The sequence below is a fragment of the Actinomyces gerencseriae DSM 6844 genome, assembly GCF_000429265.1.
Classification (GTDB): Bacteria; Actinomycetota; Actinomycetes; order Actinomycetales; family Actinomycetaceae; genus Actinomyces; species Actinomyces gerencseriae.
Genome location: NZ_AUBN01000009.1, coordinates 126,714 through 142,111 on the forward strand (window position 1 = coordinate 126,714; position 15,398 = coordinate 142,111).

A 15,398-nucleotide genomic window follows, 5' to 3' on the forward strand; every position below is an offset into this window, starting at 1 on the left:
GCGGCGACGCGCGCCGCAGTGTGTGAGAATCGGCCGAGGCGGAAGGGGAAGAGATGCGCAGGGACATGGTCGGCCGGGTTGTCGATGACATTCTCAACCGGATCGCCGACGGCCGGTACTCCCAGGACCGGACCCTGCCGAGCGAGGTCGACCTCGCCACTGAGCTCGACGTCTCGAGGCTGACGGTCCGCGAGGCCGTCAAGGTGCTGCGGGAGCGGGGGATCCTGCGGGTGGTCCAGGGTCGTGGCACCTACCTCACTCCGCGATCGGCGTGGACGGACCTGCCGACCCTCATCTCGATGACGCTGAGGACCACTCCGGAGCGCGAGGTCGGCCTCAGACTCATCGAGGTGCGCAGGATGATCGAGGTCGGGGCCGCCGGGCTCGCCGCCGTCCACCGCTGCGAGGCGGACGTCCGAGTGCTGGAGGAGTGCATCGAGCGGATCGACGAGGCCGGTGACGGGCAGGACGTGCCAGCGGTGGTGGAGGCCGACATGGCCTTCCACTCCTCGATCATGGAGGCGAGCGGCAACCCCTTCGTGCCGACGATCATGATCCCCCTGTCCCAGGCCTTCAAGGCCTCGCGGGCCATCACCTCGGCCGATCCCGAGGTGCGCCGGCGCGCCCAGTGGCACCATCGCGAGATCCTGCGGGCGATCCGCAGCGGGGACGAGCAGGGCGCGAAGGACGCCATGCGCTCGCACATGACGCAGACTCGGGCGGACCTGCTGGCCCGCATCTCCGCCTCCGACCGGAACTGAGCGCCCGACCGACCGCGCTTGCGCGGGCACGGGTGGAAGATTATGCTGTGCGCGGTCCTCAGACGTCTGAGGGTATATAGGTGTTTGGTCCGGGTGTTCGCAAAGGGGCGACGCGCCTTCCGCGCCGATCTTCTGCGCCAGCACCGTACGGGTCTCCGCCTCCGGTCCCACCGACTGGGCGATGACGCCCGGAAAGGACGCGATATCAGATATGACTCGCATCGACTCCCTGCTTCCGCCCGGCTGGCGGCTCCAGCGCCTCTTCACCGGCGGCTCCTGGCTCGAGGGCCCCTGCTGGCTCCCGCGGGAGCGCCGTCTGCGATTCTCCGACGTGATCGGCGACAGGGTGTGGGACCTCGACCCCCTGACCGGTGAGGCCGCCGTCCACCTGGAGACGCCCGACCACGTCAACGGACGCACCATCGACCTCGACGGCTCCGTCCTCCAGTGCTCCCACGGGGGCCGGCGGGTCGAGAGGGACCGGGACGGAGTCGTCACGACGGTCGTCGACCACTGGCAGGACCGCCGCTTCAACTCGCCCAACGACATCGTCGTCACCTCCGACGGATCGATCTGGTTCACCGACCCCGCCTACGGCATCATCTACCCGCAGGAGGGCCACCCGGGCTCCCGGGAGTACTGCGACCACTGGGTCTTCCGCATCACCCCGCGGGGACGCCTCACCGTCGTCGCCACCGACGTCGTCGAGCCCAACGGCATCGCCTTCTCCCCGGACGAGACCCTCTGCTACATCGCCGACTCCGCTGCCCTCAACCGCGACGGCGTTCTCGCCCGCCACCACATCCGCAGATACCTCGTCGATGACTGGCGGCTCAAGGCGGGGCAGGACCTCGCCGAGGTCTCCCCCGGGGTGCCCGACGGCATCAAGGTCGACGAGCACGGCAACATCTGGTCCTCGTGCCTGGACGGCATCGTCGTCCTCACCCCCGAGGGGGAGGAGATCGGCCGTCTCCCGGTGCCCGAGAAGGTCGGGAACCTGTGCTTCGGCGGCGAGGACGGCACCGATCTCTTCATAGCCGCCAGCACCTCCATCTACACGATTCCCACCCTCACCCGCGACTGCCGCCGCGCCCATGGCAGGGCGTGACATCCGCCGAGAAACGAGCATGACAATGACCACTCCGGCTACTCCGGCCACCCCCTCCTCCCATTCCCCCCGCGGCGCATCCCAGCGGGCCCTGTGGGCCGCTCTTGCCCTCCTGCTCCTCGTCTCACTGGCCGGCGCGGGCCTGTCCGCAGCCGCCGACCGGGGATTCGGACGCGTCGAGGTCCAGAAGATCGAGTTCATGACCGACCTCGGCGTGCCGATGACGGCGAAGGTTTACAAGCCCGCCTGGGTGAACGCGGACAACCCCGCCCCGGGGCTCCTCGCCCTTCACGGCTACCAGTCCGACAAGGAGGCGACGACGACCTTCGGGACCATCGAGCTCGCCAGACGCGGGTTCGTCGTGCTCAGCATCGACCAGTTCGGGCACGGCTACTCCACTCAGCACCCCGTGGACACGGCGATCATGTCCGGTGCGGGCTATGGCCTGGACTACCTCAAGTCGCTGTCCTTCGTCGACGGCACGCGCATCGGCACCTTCGGTCACTCGACGGGCTCCATCTACGCCGTCAAGCTGGCCGCGGAGGATCCGGCGGTCGGAGCCGTGGTCGCCCTGTCGGGCAACGGGGGCTCTCCCGACATCCCGTCGGTGCGGAACTATCTGCTCGTGCAGGGCAGCAACGAGGAGATCGGGGGCTACCGGGAGAAGACCTTCCCCGTGTCCTCGTTGACCACCCATCCGGCGCGGCTGGAGGCGTTCGGACTGCCCGCGGACGGCTCCCTGGAGTGGAATCGCACCTACGGATCCTTCGCGGACGGCACGGCCCGCCGCGCCGAGCTGGTCTCGGGGACGCACCTCGGAGTGATGACCGGCGGCGCGTCGAACACCGCGGCCGTCTCCTGGTTCAACGATGCGCTGCGCGCGGGCGAGCAGGATGAGCACTGGATCGATCCGTCCTCCCATGTCTACCAGTGGAAGGAGATCGGGGGAGCCATCGCCCTGTTCGCGCTCGTCGCCTCGCTCGTCCCGATGCTCGGCCTGCTCCTGCGCGTCCCCCTCCTCCGACGGGCGGTGGGCTCGGAGGGGGCCTACCGGGGCGGCCGCCGGACGGGGCTCGCCGTATCCGCGGCCGTGAGCGTCGCTCTCACGGTCGTCATGTACCCGCTGCTCACCCAGAAGGGGGGCGGCGAGGACCCGGTCTCCGCCGCCGTCCCGTTCCTGCCTCTCCAGATGGGCAACGGCATCGCCGCCTGGCTGCTGGGGACCACCCTCGTCACGCTGTGCCTCTTCCTGCTGTGGCGGCGCTTCGGCGCAGGGCGCGATACGTCCTGGACGGACCTGGGAGTGGTCGCTGCGGAGCATCCCGTCGGGCACATCGCGGCGGCGGTCGCGGTCTCGGCGGTCCTGATCGGGTGGCTGGCGCTGGTCGTGGAGGCGGTGGCGTTCTTCCGGGGCCCGGAGCTGCGCGTCCTGTGGCCGATGCTCAAGACCCTCACCCCCGAGCGGGTGGCGGTGCTCGTCCCCTACTTCGTCGTCATCTGGGGGTTCTTCTTCGTCGTCAACGGGCTCAGTCTCAGCGTCATGGCCAGAATCCCGTCCGGGCCCGGCCAACGGCCGCTCGTCCTGTGGGCCAAGCGCTTCTCCTTCGCCTGGGTGGCGGCCATCGGGGGCCTGTGCCTGCTGTGGCTCTTCCACTTCGTTCCCGGGTACATGGGCATCGGTCCTGGAATGGATGTGATCGGCCAGCCGACGCTCGGAGGACGGTGGATGATGATGCTCAACGTCATCATCCCGCAGTTCACGGCCCTGGTCGCGCTCAACGTGTGGGTGCAGGTTCGCTCCGCCTCGATCTGGCTGGCCTCGACCGTCGGGGCCGCGCTCTTCACATGGATGATGGTCGGCGGTCAGGTCGGAGTCTTCTGAGTCCTCCGACGGCGGCGGGTGCTCGGGCCGTCCTCCGGGACCTCCCGGAGGACGGCCCTCGATCCGCTCGCCGATGGGAGCCGATGCTGACGTGCCTCGTCCTGGTGGACGCGAACCGCGTACTCTGGGCATTGGCCGGCTCGCCTGCCGTGCCATCACCCGATTCGGAGGAAGACCGTGTCCGAGGCCACCATCACCAACAGTGCACAAGGTTCCTACCCGACGACCCCGGGGGGTCGCCCGTCCAAGGTCGCGATCATCGGCGCAGGTGCCGTGGGCTCGACGCTCGCCTACGCCTGCGTGACGAAGGGCGTCGCCCGCGAGGTCGTGCTGCAGGACATCGCCAAGGAGAAGGTCGAGGCGGAGGCCCTCGACATCGCCCAGGGGATCCAGTTCACCTCCGCCGGTTCCGTCTCCGGCTCCGACGACCCCGAGATCTGCCGTGATGCCGACGTCATCGCCATTACCGCGGGCGCCAAGCAGAAGCCGGGCCAGTCCCGCCTCGAGCTCGCCGGGGCCACCGTGGGCATCATGGAGAAGATTCTGCCGAAGCTGGTCGAGGTCGCTCCCAACGCGATCTTCCTGCCGGTGGCCAACCCGGTGGACGTCGTGACCTACTGCGCCAAGAAGATCACCGGTCTGCCCGAGAACCAGGTCTTCGGCTCCGGCACCGTCCTGGACACGGCCCGCATGCGCTATCTGGTCTCCCTGGAGACCGGGACCGCCACCCAGAACATCCACGGCTACATCACCGGTGAGCACGGCGACTCCGAGGTCCCGCTGTGGTCCTCGTGCGAGATCGGCGGCGTGCCGGTCACGCAGTGGGGCGGGACGCTGGACGGCGGTGTCTTCGACGAGGCCAAGCGCGAGCGCATCGCCCATGACGTCGTCCGCTCCGCCTACCGCATCATCGAGGGCAAGGGCGTCACGAACTACGCCGTGGGCCTGGCCGTCCAGCGGATCATCGGCGCCATTCTCAATGACGAGCAGCGTGTTCTCACCGTCTCGCCCTTGCTGGACGACTGGCACGGCATCTCCGATGTCTGCATGGCGGTCCCGACCATCGTCGGGCGCGAGGGCGCGGGTCGCCGGCTCGAGCTGCCGCTGACGTCCGACGAGCGGGAGCGTCTGACGGCTTCCGCGGAGCGCCTGCGCGAGGTCGCCCGCGGTCTGGGCTACTGAGTTACTGAGTCCGTCCGCGGTCCGTCCGCGTCGACGGCGCGAACTCTCCAACGCGGGGCCGGGGTCGCTTCCGAGGACCGGGGCGAACCCCGGCCCCGCGCCGCGAGCCGGTGCGCGCAGGGCCTGCGGGAGCACTCATAAGGAGCGCAGCACAGTGACGACCTTCCCCATGATCGTGGCCTCGTCCCCCGGGATCGGCGCGTAGTCGGGGTTGCGGGGCAGCAGCCACTGGTGGCCGTCTTTGCGGGACAAGACCTTGACGGTGGCAGTGGCGCCGTCGAGGTCGTTGAGCATGGCCGCGACGACGTCCCCGTTGACGGCGTCGGCCTGGGCTCGCACCACGACCCAGTCCCCGTCGCAGATGGCGGCGTCAACCATGGAGTCCCCGTGGACCTCGAGCATGAAGAGCTCGCCGCTGCCGGTCAGACGCCGGGGCAGCGCCACAACGTCCTCGATGCTCTGCTCGGCCAGAATGGGAGACCCTGCGGCGATCCGTCCGACGAGGGGGACCGCGACGGCCTCGCCCTCGGCCACGCCCGGCAGGACGGGCGGCGAGGGGGGAGCGCCCCGTTCCTGCGGATGGGCGGGAACGGCCTCCTCGTCCTTCGGATCGGCACCGGGGCCGGGGCGGTCGGGCAGGACCACCTCGAGTGCGCGAGGTCGGTTCGGGTCGCGCCGGACCAGGCCGAACCGCTCGAGCTTGTCGAGCTGATGCTTGACCGAGGAGGGGCTCGTCAGACCGACCGCGGCGCCGATCTCCCGCATGGAGGGCGGGTACCCGTGCGCGATGACGGCGTCGCGGACGGTCTCGTAGACGGCGCGGGCGCGCGCATCGAGGGCCTCGAGGGACTCGGCCGCCGAGGCCGTGGCGGCCGGGGTGGTGGTGCCGGGGGACGTCATGACCGGGCGGTCCTTCCTCGGCCCCGTCCCGCGCAACGGCCGTGGCGGCCGGGGCCCGGGCGACGCGGTTGCTCATGGGGCTCGAATTGGTGTCGGTGGCCTGTGGTGGGCTTGATGCGTCAAGCCTACGGCGGAATGACGAGCACTTCAAACATGTGTTCGAAAATGCTCTGGACACTCCGTCGATCAGCCGCTACCGTATCGAACATATGTTCGTCGAACGTGTGTTCCAGGAGGTTCTCATGAGCGCTCTCACGCTTGTCCCTTCTCACCGCCCGCGCGCCGTCTCGGTCGACTCGGCGCGGAAAGCCGAGGGCGACGCGGCTTCCGTCGGTGGCCGCCCCCGGCTTCGCCTGGTGACCGACGACGCCGGTGGCTCCCCGATCGGGGTCCTCCGGGCGGGGACTGCGATCGAGCTCCCCGCGGAGCTGTCCCGGCGCCCCGCCGTCCCGCGAGCGGCGTGGGCCGGCCGGCTCGAGCGGACCAGGGGCTCCGGACGGCCATCGCGCGCCGTGAAGGCGCGCCTCGCGGATCTTGCGCCGAACCACCCGGCCGTGCGCTCGCAGCGCCGTCGGGAGCGCGAGGGGCGGCGCCGAGCCGCGGCGGCGCCCCTCGCCGCGCATGGCGATACGCATGATGAACTGCACGGCGATGAGGCGCGCGGATCGGCGGTCGGGCGCGCTCGGGAGCCGGTGCGCCCGCTTCCGGTCGGGTTGCGCCGCCTCATGGCGGTGAGCGGGCTGGCGCTCGTGATCGCTCTTGTCGTCTCCATCGGGATCATGATCCGCGGTTCCGCGAACGCCTCCCCCCGGACGACGACGGCCACCGTTCGAGCCGGGCAGTCCCTGTGGGAGATCGCGGCGGGCACGGGCATTGACGACGTCGATCGAACCATGGCTCGGATCGTCGAGCTCAATGGCCTGGAGTCATCCGCTCTCGAACCCGGCCGGGTTCTGGTGGTCCCCGTCGAGTGACCCTCGATGAGCTCTGATCCGACGCCGCTTGCGGCGATCCGGCTCGCGCGTTTAGTCTCCATGGCACACCAGTGGTGACCAGTTGGAGGAGCTCGGCGTGCACTGTCCCTTCTGCCGGCATGACGGCTCGCGCGTGGTGGACTCCCGTACGGCTGAGGACGGGACATCGATCCGCCGTCGACGCGAGTGCACTCGGTGCGGCCGCCGCTTCACCACGGTGGAGACGGCGAGTCTGTCGGTGCGTAAGCGCTCCGGCGCGGTTGAGCCCTTCTCCCGGGCCAAGGTGATCGTGGGGGTGCGCCGGGCCTGCCAGGGGCGGCCGGTCTCGGATGCCGATCTGTCGCTGCTGGCCTATAAGGTCGAGGAGGCGGTTCGGAGTACCGGCCAGGCTCTCGTCGACTCCCACGAGGTCGGCTTGGCGATCCTGGGGCCGCTTCGCGAGCTCGACGAGGTCGCCTACCTGCGTTTCGCCTCGGTCTACTCCGATTTCAACTCCCTGGAGGACTTCGAGACCGCGATCGCGCAGTTGCGCGCCGGACGCGCATCGCACGGCGCCTGACCGGTCGCGACCACCCGCTGAAGCCCGCCGGCCTCGCCGCCTCCCCGCGGCGCCGTGCGTCGATTCACCGCGCGTCGATCGCCTCGACGAGACCGGTGACCAGGGAGGACCAGGTCCATCGCTCCTGCATCAGCGCTCGCCCCGCCGTCCCCATCCGGGTCCGCAGTGCCGGATCCGACAGCTGGCGTACCAGCGCCTCCACCAGGGCGTCCTGGTCGCGGCCGTCGACGACGTCGCCGGTCACCCCCTCGACCACCGTCTCGGGCGCGCCGCCGCTCGTGCCGGCGATGACGGGCAGTCCCGTCGCCGAGGCCTCGAGGAAGACGATGCCCAGCCCCTCGACGTCGAGACCGCCTCCTCGCGTGCGGCACGGCATGGCGAAGACGTCGCCCATCGCGACATGACCGGGCAACTCGGCGGCGGGCACCTCGCCGGTGAGAGTGATCGACTCTCGCGCCGGTGAGGTGCGGCGGAGCAGGGCCAGCCGCCTGGCGTAGGAGCCCCAGCCCACGATCACCAGCCTGGCCCCGGGGAGGCGCCCGATCACCCGGGGCCAGGCCTCGATGAGCGAGTCCTGGCCCTTGCGCGCCACGAGCCGCGAGACGCACACGACGGTCGGGGCCTCGCCCAGGCCGTAACGGGCCCGCAGGGCCGAGCGGGCCTCGGCGTCGGGGCGGAAGCGCTCGACGTCGATGCCGCTGGGGAGGCGGAGCACCCGTTGACCGTACGGCATGTGGGGGCGGAGCCTGCTCAGCGTGTAGTCGGAGATGCAGGTCACAACGTCAGAGTCGCGGAGGATCCTGCGCAGCACCTGCCGGGCCCCCGGGGTCATGCCCCACCCGACCTCGTGGCCGTGGGTGGTCGCGATGACGCGAGTGGCCCCGGCGCGCCTCGCGGCCCCGCCGAGCAGGCCCAGCGGGGCGGCGGCCCCGAACCAGACCGTCTCGATGCCGCGTGCCCTCACCAGGTGCTGCATCCGAGCGCGCACCCCGGGCGTCGGGAGCAGTACGCGCGTGGGCACCCGTACGACCTCGAAGTCCCGTGTGGAGTCGAACTCGCGCGCCGCCCGCGGCCCCTCGGGCGGCGTGGAGGCCAGGACCACGAGGTCCTTCGCTGGCAGGCGCGAGGTGTAGTCGTCCAGATAGGACTGGATGCCGCCCACAACCGGGGGGAAGTCGTTGGTGACCAGCAGGGTGCGTCGCATGCCGGGAGTCTATCGGGGCCCTCTCCGGCCTCGGCGGCGATCCGCCGTCCCGCCCGGCTCGCCGGTGCGGGGAGCGGGACTCCCCGGTGCTCCGGTCCGCCCGGGCGACGGGAGTCAGCCCTCGTCCGTGTTGCGCAGCACCTCGGACAGGCGGCGTGCCGCGGCCATGACGACCCCGCCGTGCGCGCGGCCGGGCTGGCGACCCATCCGCTCGATCGGTCCGGAGATCGATACGGCGGCGATCACCTTCCCGCTGGCGCCGCGCACCGGGGCCGATACGCTGGCGACGCCGGGCTCGCGCTCGCCCACGGACTGGGCCCAGCCGCGGCGGCGCACGGCGGACAGCATGGTGGCGTTGAACCGCGCCCCCACCAGACCGCGGTGCAAGCGGTCGGGCTCCTCCCACGCCAGGAGCACCTGGGCGGCGGAGCCCCCCTGCATGGACATCGTGGCGCCCACGGGGATGGAGTCGCGCAGGCCGATGGGGCGCTCCGCATTGGCCACGCAGATGCGGACATCGCCCTGACGGCGGTAGAGCTGCGAGGACTCGTGGGTCTTGTCGCGCAGCGCCGCCAGCACCGGGCCGGCCGCCGAGAGGAGGTGATCCTCCCCGGCGGCCGACGCCAGCTCGCTCAGGCGCGGGCCGAGGACGAAACGACCCTGGGAGTCGCGCGACACAAGACGGTGGTGCTCCAGCGCCACGGCGATTCGATGGGCGGTGGGTCGTGCTAGGTGGGTGAAGGAGACGAGCTGCGCCAGGGTCGCGGGTCCCGACTCCAACGTGCTCATGACGAGGGCGGCCTTGTCGATGACGCCAACGCCGCTGCTGCTCTCGGTATCGCTCAACGCGTCCATAATCTGATATTGCCATTCCGAGAGATGAGACTTCAAGTACGCTTCGGCACAGAAGTGGCGCCGTGTCAGAAACTCGGCAACCATGTCGGCAGCCGTATCAGCGTCTGCCGTCGGCCTTGCGCTGCACGGTGCTCGGCGCCGTCCCGGGAACCGCCGCCCGTCATGCTGCCGGCGTCGGTGACGGGCCTCGTGGCCCCGAGGGGCGCCCCGCCAAGAAGGAAAGGATGCGCAGTGATGGGAATGACCCTCGCTCAGAAGGTCTGGCGCGACCACGTGGTCTCGCAGGGAGCGGATGGAGCCCCCGACCTGCTCTACATAGACCTTCACCTCGTCCACGAGGTCACCAGCCCCCAGGCCTTCGAAGGACTGCGCCTGGCGGGCCGCAAGGTCCGCCGCACCGACCTGACCCTGGCCACCGAGGACCACAACACCCCCACGCTCGATATCGACCTGCCGATCGCTGACATCACCAGTCGTACCCAGATCGAGACGCTGCGCGCCAACTGCGCCGAGTTCGGCGTGCGCCTGCACCCGCTGGGGGACGCGGACCAGGGCATCGTCCACGCCGTCGGCCCCCAGCTGGGCCTGACCCAACCGGGCATGACCGTCGTGTGCGGGGACTCGCACACGTCCACTCACGGCGCCTTCGGGGCGCTGGCCTTCGGGATCGGCACCAGCCAGGTCGAGCACGTGCTCGCCACCCAGACCCTGCCCATCGCGCCCTTCAAGACCATGAGCGTGACTATTGACGGGGACCTGCCCGCCGGCAGCGGGGCGAAGGACATCATCCTGGCCATCATCGCCAGAATCGGCACCAATGGTGCGCAGGGGCATGTGATCGAGTACCGCGGCCGCGCCATCGAGCAGCTCTCGATGGAGGCCCGCATGACGATCTGCAACATGAGCATCGAGGGCGGCGCCCGCGCCGGCATGATCGCTCCCGATGAGACCACCTTCGACTACCTCGCCGGCCGCCCCCATGCCCCCGTCGGCGGGGAGTGGGACGCGGCCGTGGAGTACTGGAGGGGGCTGCGCACCGACGACGACGCCGTCTTCGACACAGAGGTGGTCCTGGAGGCCGAGGATATCGAGCCCTTCGTCACCTGGGGCACCAACCCCGGCCAGGGGCTGCCCATCTCGGCGACCGTCCCCGACCCCGAGTCCATCGCCGACAGCACCCGGCGCCGCGCCGCCAGGCGGGCCCTGGAGTACATGGATTTGACGCCGGGCATGCCGCTGCGCGACATCGAGGTGGATACCGTTTTCCTCGGCAGCTGCACCAACGGGCGCATCGAGGATCTGCGCGCCGCCGCCGAGATCGTGCGGGGGCGCAGCAAGGCGCCGGGCGTGCGCATGCTCGTCGTCCCCGCCTCGGCCCGTATCCGCCTCCAGGCGGAGGCCGAGGGGCTGGATCGGGTCTTCAGGGACTTCGGCGCCGAGTGGCGCAATGCAGGGTGCTCCATGTGCCTGGGCATGAACCCCGATCAGCTCGCCCCCGGCGAGCGCTCGGCCTCCACCTCGAACCGCAACTTCGAGGGCCGTCAGGGCAAGGGCGGGCGCACGCACCTCGTGTCACCCGTCGTCGCGGCCGCCACCGCCGTGCGCGGCACCCTGTCGTCCCCCGCTGATCTCCCGTCCCGGTCGACGCCGGTGGACGCGTCCGGCTCCGTTGAGCCCACCGAGTCCGACGCGGCCTGAGCCGGAGAAGGAGACAAGGAGACCCCGTCATGGAGAAGTTCATCCGCCACACCGGTATCGGCGCCCCCTTGCGCCGCAGCGCCGTGGACACCGACCAGATCATCCCCGCCGTCTACCTCAAGCGCATCACCCGCACTGGTTTCGACGACGCCCTCTTCGCCGCCTGGAGGGCGAACGAGGCCGATTTCGTCCTCAACCGGGAGGCGTACAGGCGGGCCAGCATCCTCGTCGCGGGGCCCGACTTCGGCACCGGCTCCTCGCGCGAGCACGCCGTGTGGGCGCTGAAGGACTACGGCTTCAAGGTCGTGCTCGCCCCGCGCTTCGCCGATATCTTCCGGGGGAACGCGGGCAAGCAGGGCCTTGTCGCCGGTGTCATCAGCCAGGACGACGCCGAGCAGCTGTGGAAGATCCTCGAGACCGAGCCCGGTACGCAGATCACGGTGGATCTTCGGGAGCGGAGCGTGGTCGCCGGGGGCATGCGCACCACCTTCCAGATCGACGACTACGTGCGCTGGACCCTCATGGAGGGCCTGGACGACATCTCGCTGACCCTCCAGCACGAGGACGAGATCGTCGCCTACGAGCGGGCGCGTCCGAGCTTCAAGCCGGCTGCGCTTCCGGCCCGCCACCTCCCGGAGGAGGAGGTCGTCCCCGCGCGCGCCGCCGATATGCCCGTGGTCGCCAGGCCGTCGGGCGCCGGCGGCTGAGACTCGCGGCACGGCCGCCCGTTCGCCGACGGCGCGCTCCACGATTCTCGCTGCGCCTGCCGTCTCGCTTATGCTGGGACGGCTCTGCGCTCGTCGGGCGCGCTCGTAGGCATCCGTGGTGCCCGCGACCACATCATCGTTTCGGAGGTACTTGATGGTCGACGGATTGCTCCAGGTTCGGGGCGGACGCCCGCTCAACGGCGAGATCACGGTGCGCGGTGCGAAGAACCTCGTGCCCAAGGCGATGGTCGCGGCCCTGCTGGGCGCCACGCCGTCCCTGCTGCGCAACGTCCCGCTCATCCGCGACGTGGACGTCGTCTCGGGGCTTCTGTCCCTCCACGGGGTGGCCATCGATTACGACCAGACCGAGGGCGTCCTGCGGCTGGACCCGTCTCGTGTCGAGACCGCCCACATGGCCGACATCGACGCCCACGCCGGCAGCTCGCGCATCCCCATCCTGTTCTGCGGCCCGCTCCTGCACCGGCTGGGGGAGGCCTTCATCCCGGATCTGGGCGGCTGCCGCATCGGGGACCGCCCGATCGACTTCCATCTGGAGATCCTGCGCAAGTACGGGGCGGTCGTCGACAAACTCGAGGGCGGCATCCGCATCACCGCTCCCGACGGCCTGCACGGCACCGTCATCGATCTTCCCTACCCGTCCGTCGGCGCGACCGAGCAGACGCTGCTGACGGCGGTGCGCGCGGAGGGCCTGACCGAGCTGCGCGGCGCCGCGGTCGAGCCCGAGATCCTCGACCTCGTCGATGTCCTGCAGAAGATGGGCGCCATCATCTCGGTCGATACCGACCGCACCATTCACGTCGAGGGCGTTGACGAGCTCGCCGGTTACAACCACGCCGCTCTGCCGGACCGCATCGAGGCGGCGTCCTGGGCCTCCGCCGCCCTGGCCACCCAGGGGGACATCTTCGTGCGCGGCGCCCACCAGGGCGACATGACGACCTTCCTCAACACCTTCCGCAGGGTTGGCGGCGCCTTCGACGTGCGCGATGACGGCATCCGCTTCTACCACCCCGGTGGGGAGCTGAGGAGCATCGTGGTGGAGACCAATGTCCACCCCGGCTTCATGACCGACTGGCAGCAGCCCCTGGTGGTGGCCCTCACCCAGGCCCAGGGACTGTCCATCGTCCACGAGACCGTCTACGAGAACCGCTTCGGCTTCACGGCGGCTCTGCGCAAGATGGGCGCCACCATTCAGGTCTACCGCGAGTGCCTGGGCGGTACCGCGTGCCGCTTCGGCCAGCGCAACTTCTACCACTCCGCCGTCATCTCGGGTCCCTCGCCGCTTCACGGCGCCGACATCGTCGTGCCCGATCTGCGCGGCGGCTTCTCGCACCTCATCGCCGCCCTGACGGCTCAGGGCATCAGTCGGGTCGAGGGCGTCAACCTCATCGATCGCGGCTACGAGCACTTCATGAGCAAGCTCTCCGCACTCGACGCCGACGTCGCGCGGCTGGCGTGAGCGGCGCCTCGGATCGACTCACCGAGCGGCCCGGGGCCCGACCGGGCGCCCGCCGACCGGATTCGTGCGCCGAGGCGCGAGCACCGGCTAGAGTCGCGTCGTGCCCACGACCCGACGCATGACGCCCTTCTACCGGTTCGCAGCCCGGGGAGCGATCATCCCGTTCCTCAAGCTGGTCTCCCGTCACCACGTGAGCGGCACGGAGAACATTCCCCGCGAGGGGGGCTTCATCGCCGTCTGCAACCATCTATCGGACCTGGACTCCCTGACGGCCATGCGATGCCTGGTGGATGAGGACGTGCCCGCGTACTCGCTCGCCAAGTCCACGATCTTCGATGCGCCCATCCTCGGGCACGTCTTCAAGGCCGGTGGTCAGATCCCCGTCTACCGGGGCACGAAGGAGGCCGGCAACTCCCTCGTCGAGGCGGAGAGGCGGCTGCTCGCCGGAGACGTCATCATGATCTTCCCCGAGGGCACGCTCTCGCGCGACCCGCTCCTGTGGCCCATGACCGGCAAGACGGGGGCGGCGCGCCTGGCCATGCGCACCGGTGCGCCCGTGCTGCCCATGGGGCAGTGGGGCGCGCAGGACATCCTCGACTCCTTCGGCGGCGGCTTCCACCCCTTCCCCCGCAAGGACGTGCGGGTCGAGATCGGCAGCCCCTTCACCCTGGAGTCATTCGGCTCGGACACCGAGGACCGTGCGGCGGTGCGTGCGGCGACGGCCGAGATCATGCGGCGGATCACCGTTCTGGTCGAGGAGCTGCGGGGGGAGAAGGCTCCGCGTCCCTATGACGTGCACTACGACGGCGACCCGGGCAAGAAGCATCGCGGTGTGCGCAGGCCCGACCCGCTCCCGGATGCGGAGGCCGCCGCCCAGACGGGGCCGGAGGCCGACGACGCCGAGGCCGGTGCGGGGTCCGACGCAACCGGGCCGACGGACGAGCCCGGCACGGAGCCCCGGTCATGAGCGCTCGGGCGGTGCGCAGGGCGGCCGTCGTCGGTGCGGGCGCCTGGGGCACCACCTTCGCCTGCCTGCTCGTCGAGGCGGGCACCCCCACGACTCTGTGGGCGCGTCGCGACGAGCTGGCCGCCGAGATCAACTCGGGCAGCAACGAGCGCTACGTCCCGGGGCGCCGCCTGCCCGAGGGCGTGTCGGCCACGAGCGACCTGACGCGGGCCGTCGAGGGCGCGGGCCTGGTCGTGGTCGCCGTGCCCTCCCAGAGCGCGCGCGACGTCCTGTCCCCGCTGCGCGGCGAGCTGGGGGAGACGGCCCTGGCGGTCTCCCTGATGAAGGGCGTCGAGCTCGGCACGGGACTGCGCATGAGCCAGGTCCTGGGCGAGGCCCTCGCCCTGCCCCGTGAGCGGGTCGCCGTCGTCTCAGGGCCCAATCTCGCCGACGAGATCGCGGCCCACCAGCCCACCGCCACCGTGGTCGCCGCAACCGAGGAGGCCGTCGCCGCGCGCGTGGCGGCCCTGTGCGCGACCAGCACCTTCAGGCCGTACACGAACACCGATGTGCTCGGAGTCGAGCTGTGCGGTGCGGTCAAGAACGTCATCGCTCTGGCCGTGGGCGCCGCGTCCGGGTGCGGGTTCGGCGACAACTCCAAGGCGACCATCATCACCCGCGGCCTGGTGGAGATCACCCGGCTGGGGCTCGCCCTGGGGGCGGTCCCGGAGACCTTCTCGGGCTTGGCCGGTCTGGGCGACCTGGTGGCCACCTGCTCCAGCCCCCTGTCCCGCAACCAGACCTTCGGGCGCCGCCTGGGCGAGGGCATGAGCGTGGTCGAAGCGGGCCTGGCCTCGCGCGGCGTCGCCGAGGGCGCGAAGTCGGCCCGCGCCGTCCTCGACCTGGCGGCCGCCCACGGCGTCGATATGCCCATCACCGCGGGCGTGGTCGCGGTGGTCGAGGGGAGGGCCACCGTCACCGAGGTCAACGATGCGCTGCTGGCCCGGCCCCGCAAAGCCGAGGGCATCAACGCCGCACCGCTGCGCTGATGCCGTCATCCGGACGCCCGTGACCGGCCGCCCCGTCGGTCGCGGCGGGCTCGGCCCCGGGGTGCTTCGGCGGCGTTCGCCCCGGTGGTCGGCGCG

The 15,398-nt window shown here is 70.8% G+C and carries 14 protein-coding genes; 11 read left to right on the forward strand and 3 right to left on the reverse strand.

Annotated elements, in window-relative coordinates; translation table 11 throughout:
• Positions 1-53: 53 nt before the first annotated feature.
• The 4 genes from G448_RS0103625 to G448_RS0103640 all read left to right on the forward strand — a co-directional run bounded on the left by G448_RS0103625 (position 54) and on the right by G448_RS0103640 (position 4,933).
• Complete coding sequence (locus tag G448_RS0103625; protein WP_026406877.1) at positions 54-761, forward strand: FadR/GntR family transcriptional regulator; 708 nt, start codon at positions 54-56, stop codon at positions 759-761.
• A 211-nt stretch (positions 762-972) separates the two neighbouring features.
• The gene (locus G448_RS0103630; RefSeq protein ID WP_051268597.1) at positions 973-1,869 is read left to right on the forward strand and encodes an SMP-30/gluconolactonase/LRE family protein; all 897 of its coding nucleotides are present in this window, start codon (positions 973-975) and stop codon (positions 1,867-1,869) included.
• A 19-nt stretch (positions 1,870-1,888) separates the two neighbouring features.
• Positions 1,889-3,751, forward strand: a complete 1,863-nt coding sequence (locus tag G448_RS18490) for an alpha/beta hydrolase (protein WP_211227951.1) — start codon at positions 1,889-1,891, stop codon at positions 3,749-3,751.
• Positions 3,752-3,928: 177 nt separating this feature from the next.
• The gene (locus G448_RS0103640; RefSeq protein WP_034494229.1) at positions 3,929-4,933 is read left to right on the forward strand and encodes an L-lactate dehydrogenase; all 1,005 of its coding nucleotides are present in this window, start codon (positions 3,929-3,931) and stop codon (positions 4,931-4,933) included.
• 135 nt (positions 4,934-5,068) lie between these two features.
• Here G448_RS0103640 and lexA read toward each other — a convergent pair whose 3' ends face one another.
• Positions 5,069-5,833, reverse strand: coding sequence for a transcriptional repressor LexA (lexA, locus tag G448_RS0103645; protein ID WP_026406881.1), 765 nt, complete (start codon positions 5,831-5,833; stop codon positions 5,069-5,071).
• A gap of 242 nt (positions 5,834-6,075) precedes the next feature.
• Between lexA and G448_RS16965 the strand changes: the two genes are divergently transcribed.
• The gene (locus G448_RS16965) at positions 6,076-6,807 is read left to right on the forward strand and encodes a LysM peptidoglycan-binding domain-containing protein (RefSeq protein WP_169720817.1); all 732 of its coding nucleotides are present in this window, start codon (positions 6,076-6,078) and stop codon (positions 6,805-6,807) included.
• A gap of 97 nt (positions 6,808-6,904) precedes the next feature.
• Complete coding sequence (gene nrdR, locus G448_RS0103655) at positions 6,905-7,366, forward strand: transcriptional regulator NrdR (protein WP_026406883.1); 462 nt, start codon at positions 6,905-6,907, stop codon at positions 7,364-7,366.
• A gap of 64 nt (positions 7,367-7,430) precedes the next feature.
• On the opposite strand, the gene G448_RS0103660 is transcribed toward nrdR, so the two are convergent.
• Both G448_RS0103660 and G448_RS0103665 read right to left on the reverse strand, forming a co-directional pair.
• Positions 7,431-8,570, reverse strand: coding sequence for a glycosyltransferase family 4 protein (locus G448_RS0103660; protein WP_026406884.1), 1,140 nt, complete (start codon positions 8,568-8,570; stop codon positions 7,431-7,433).
• A 114-nt stretch (positions 8,571-8,684) separates the two neighbouring features.
• On the reverse strand, positions 8,685-9,425 hold the full coding sequence (locus G448_RS0103665) for an IclR family transcriptional regulator (protein ID WP_026406885.1): 741 nt from the start codon (positions 9,423-9,425) through the stop codon (positions 8,685-8,687).
• 234 nt (positions 9,426-9,659) lie between these two features.
• On the opposite strand from G448_RS0103665, the gene leuC reads away from it, so the two are divergent.
• The 5 genes from leuC to G448_RS0103690 all read left to right on the forward strand — a co-directional run bounded on the left by leuC (position 9,660) and on the right by G448_RS0103690 (position 15,302).
• A complete protein-coding gene (leuC, locus tag G448_RS0103670) occupies positions 9,660-11,123 on the forward strand; it encodes a 3-isopropylmalate dehydratase large subunit (RefSeq protein WP_026406886.1) in 1,464 nt (487 codons plus the stop codon).
• A gap of 29 nt (positions 11,124-11,152) precedes the next feature.
• A complete protein-coding gene (gene leuD / locus G448_RS0103675) occupies positions 11,153-11,830 on the forward strand; it encodes a 3-isopropylmalate dehydratase small subunit (protein ID WP_026406887.1) in 678 nt (225 codons plus the stop codon).
• 154 nt (positions 11,831-11,984) lie between these two features.
• Entirely contained in the window at positions 11,985-13,307 is a 1,323-nt protein-coding gene (murA, locus tag G448_RS0103680; protein WP_026406888.1) for a UDP-N-acetylglucosamine 1-carboxyvinyltransferase, read from the forward strand.
• A 118-nt stretch (positions 13,308-13,425) separates the two neighbouring features.
• The gene (locus tag G448_RS14970) at positions 13,426-14,274 is read left to right on the forward strand and encodes a lysophospholipid acyltransferase family protein (RefSeq protein ID WP_034494232.1); all 849 of its coding nucleotides are present in this window, start codon (positions 13,426-13,428) and stop codon (positions 14,272-14,274) included.
• Complete coding sequence (locus tag G448_RS0103690; RefSeq protein ID WP_026406889.1) at positions 14,271-15,302, forward strand: NAD(P)H-dependent glycerol-3-phosphate dehydrogenase; 1,032 nt, start codon at positions 14,271-14,273, stop codon at positions 15,300-15,302. Before G448_RS14970 ends, G448_RS0103690 begins: the two co-directional genes overlap by 4 nt.
• Positions 15,303-15,398: the final 96 nt, after the last annotated feature.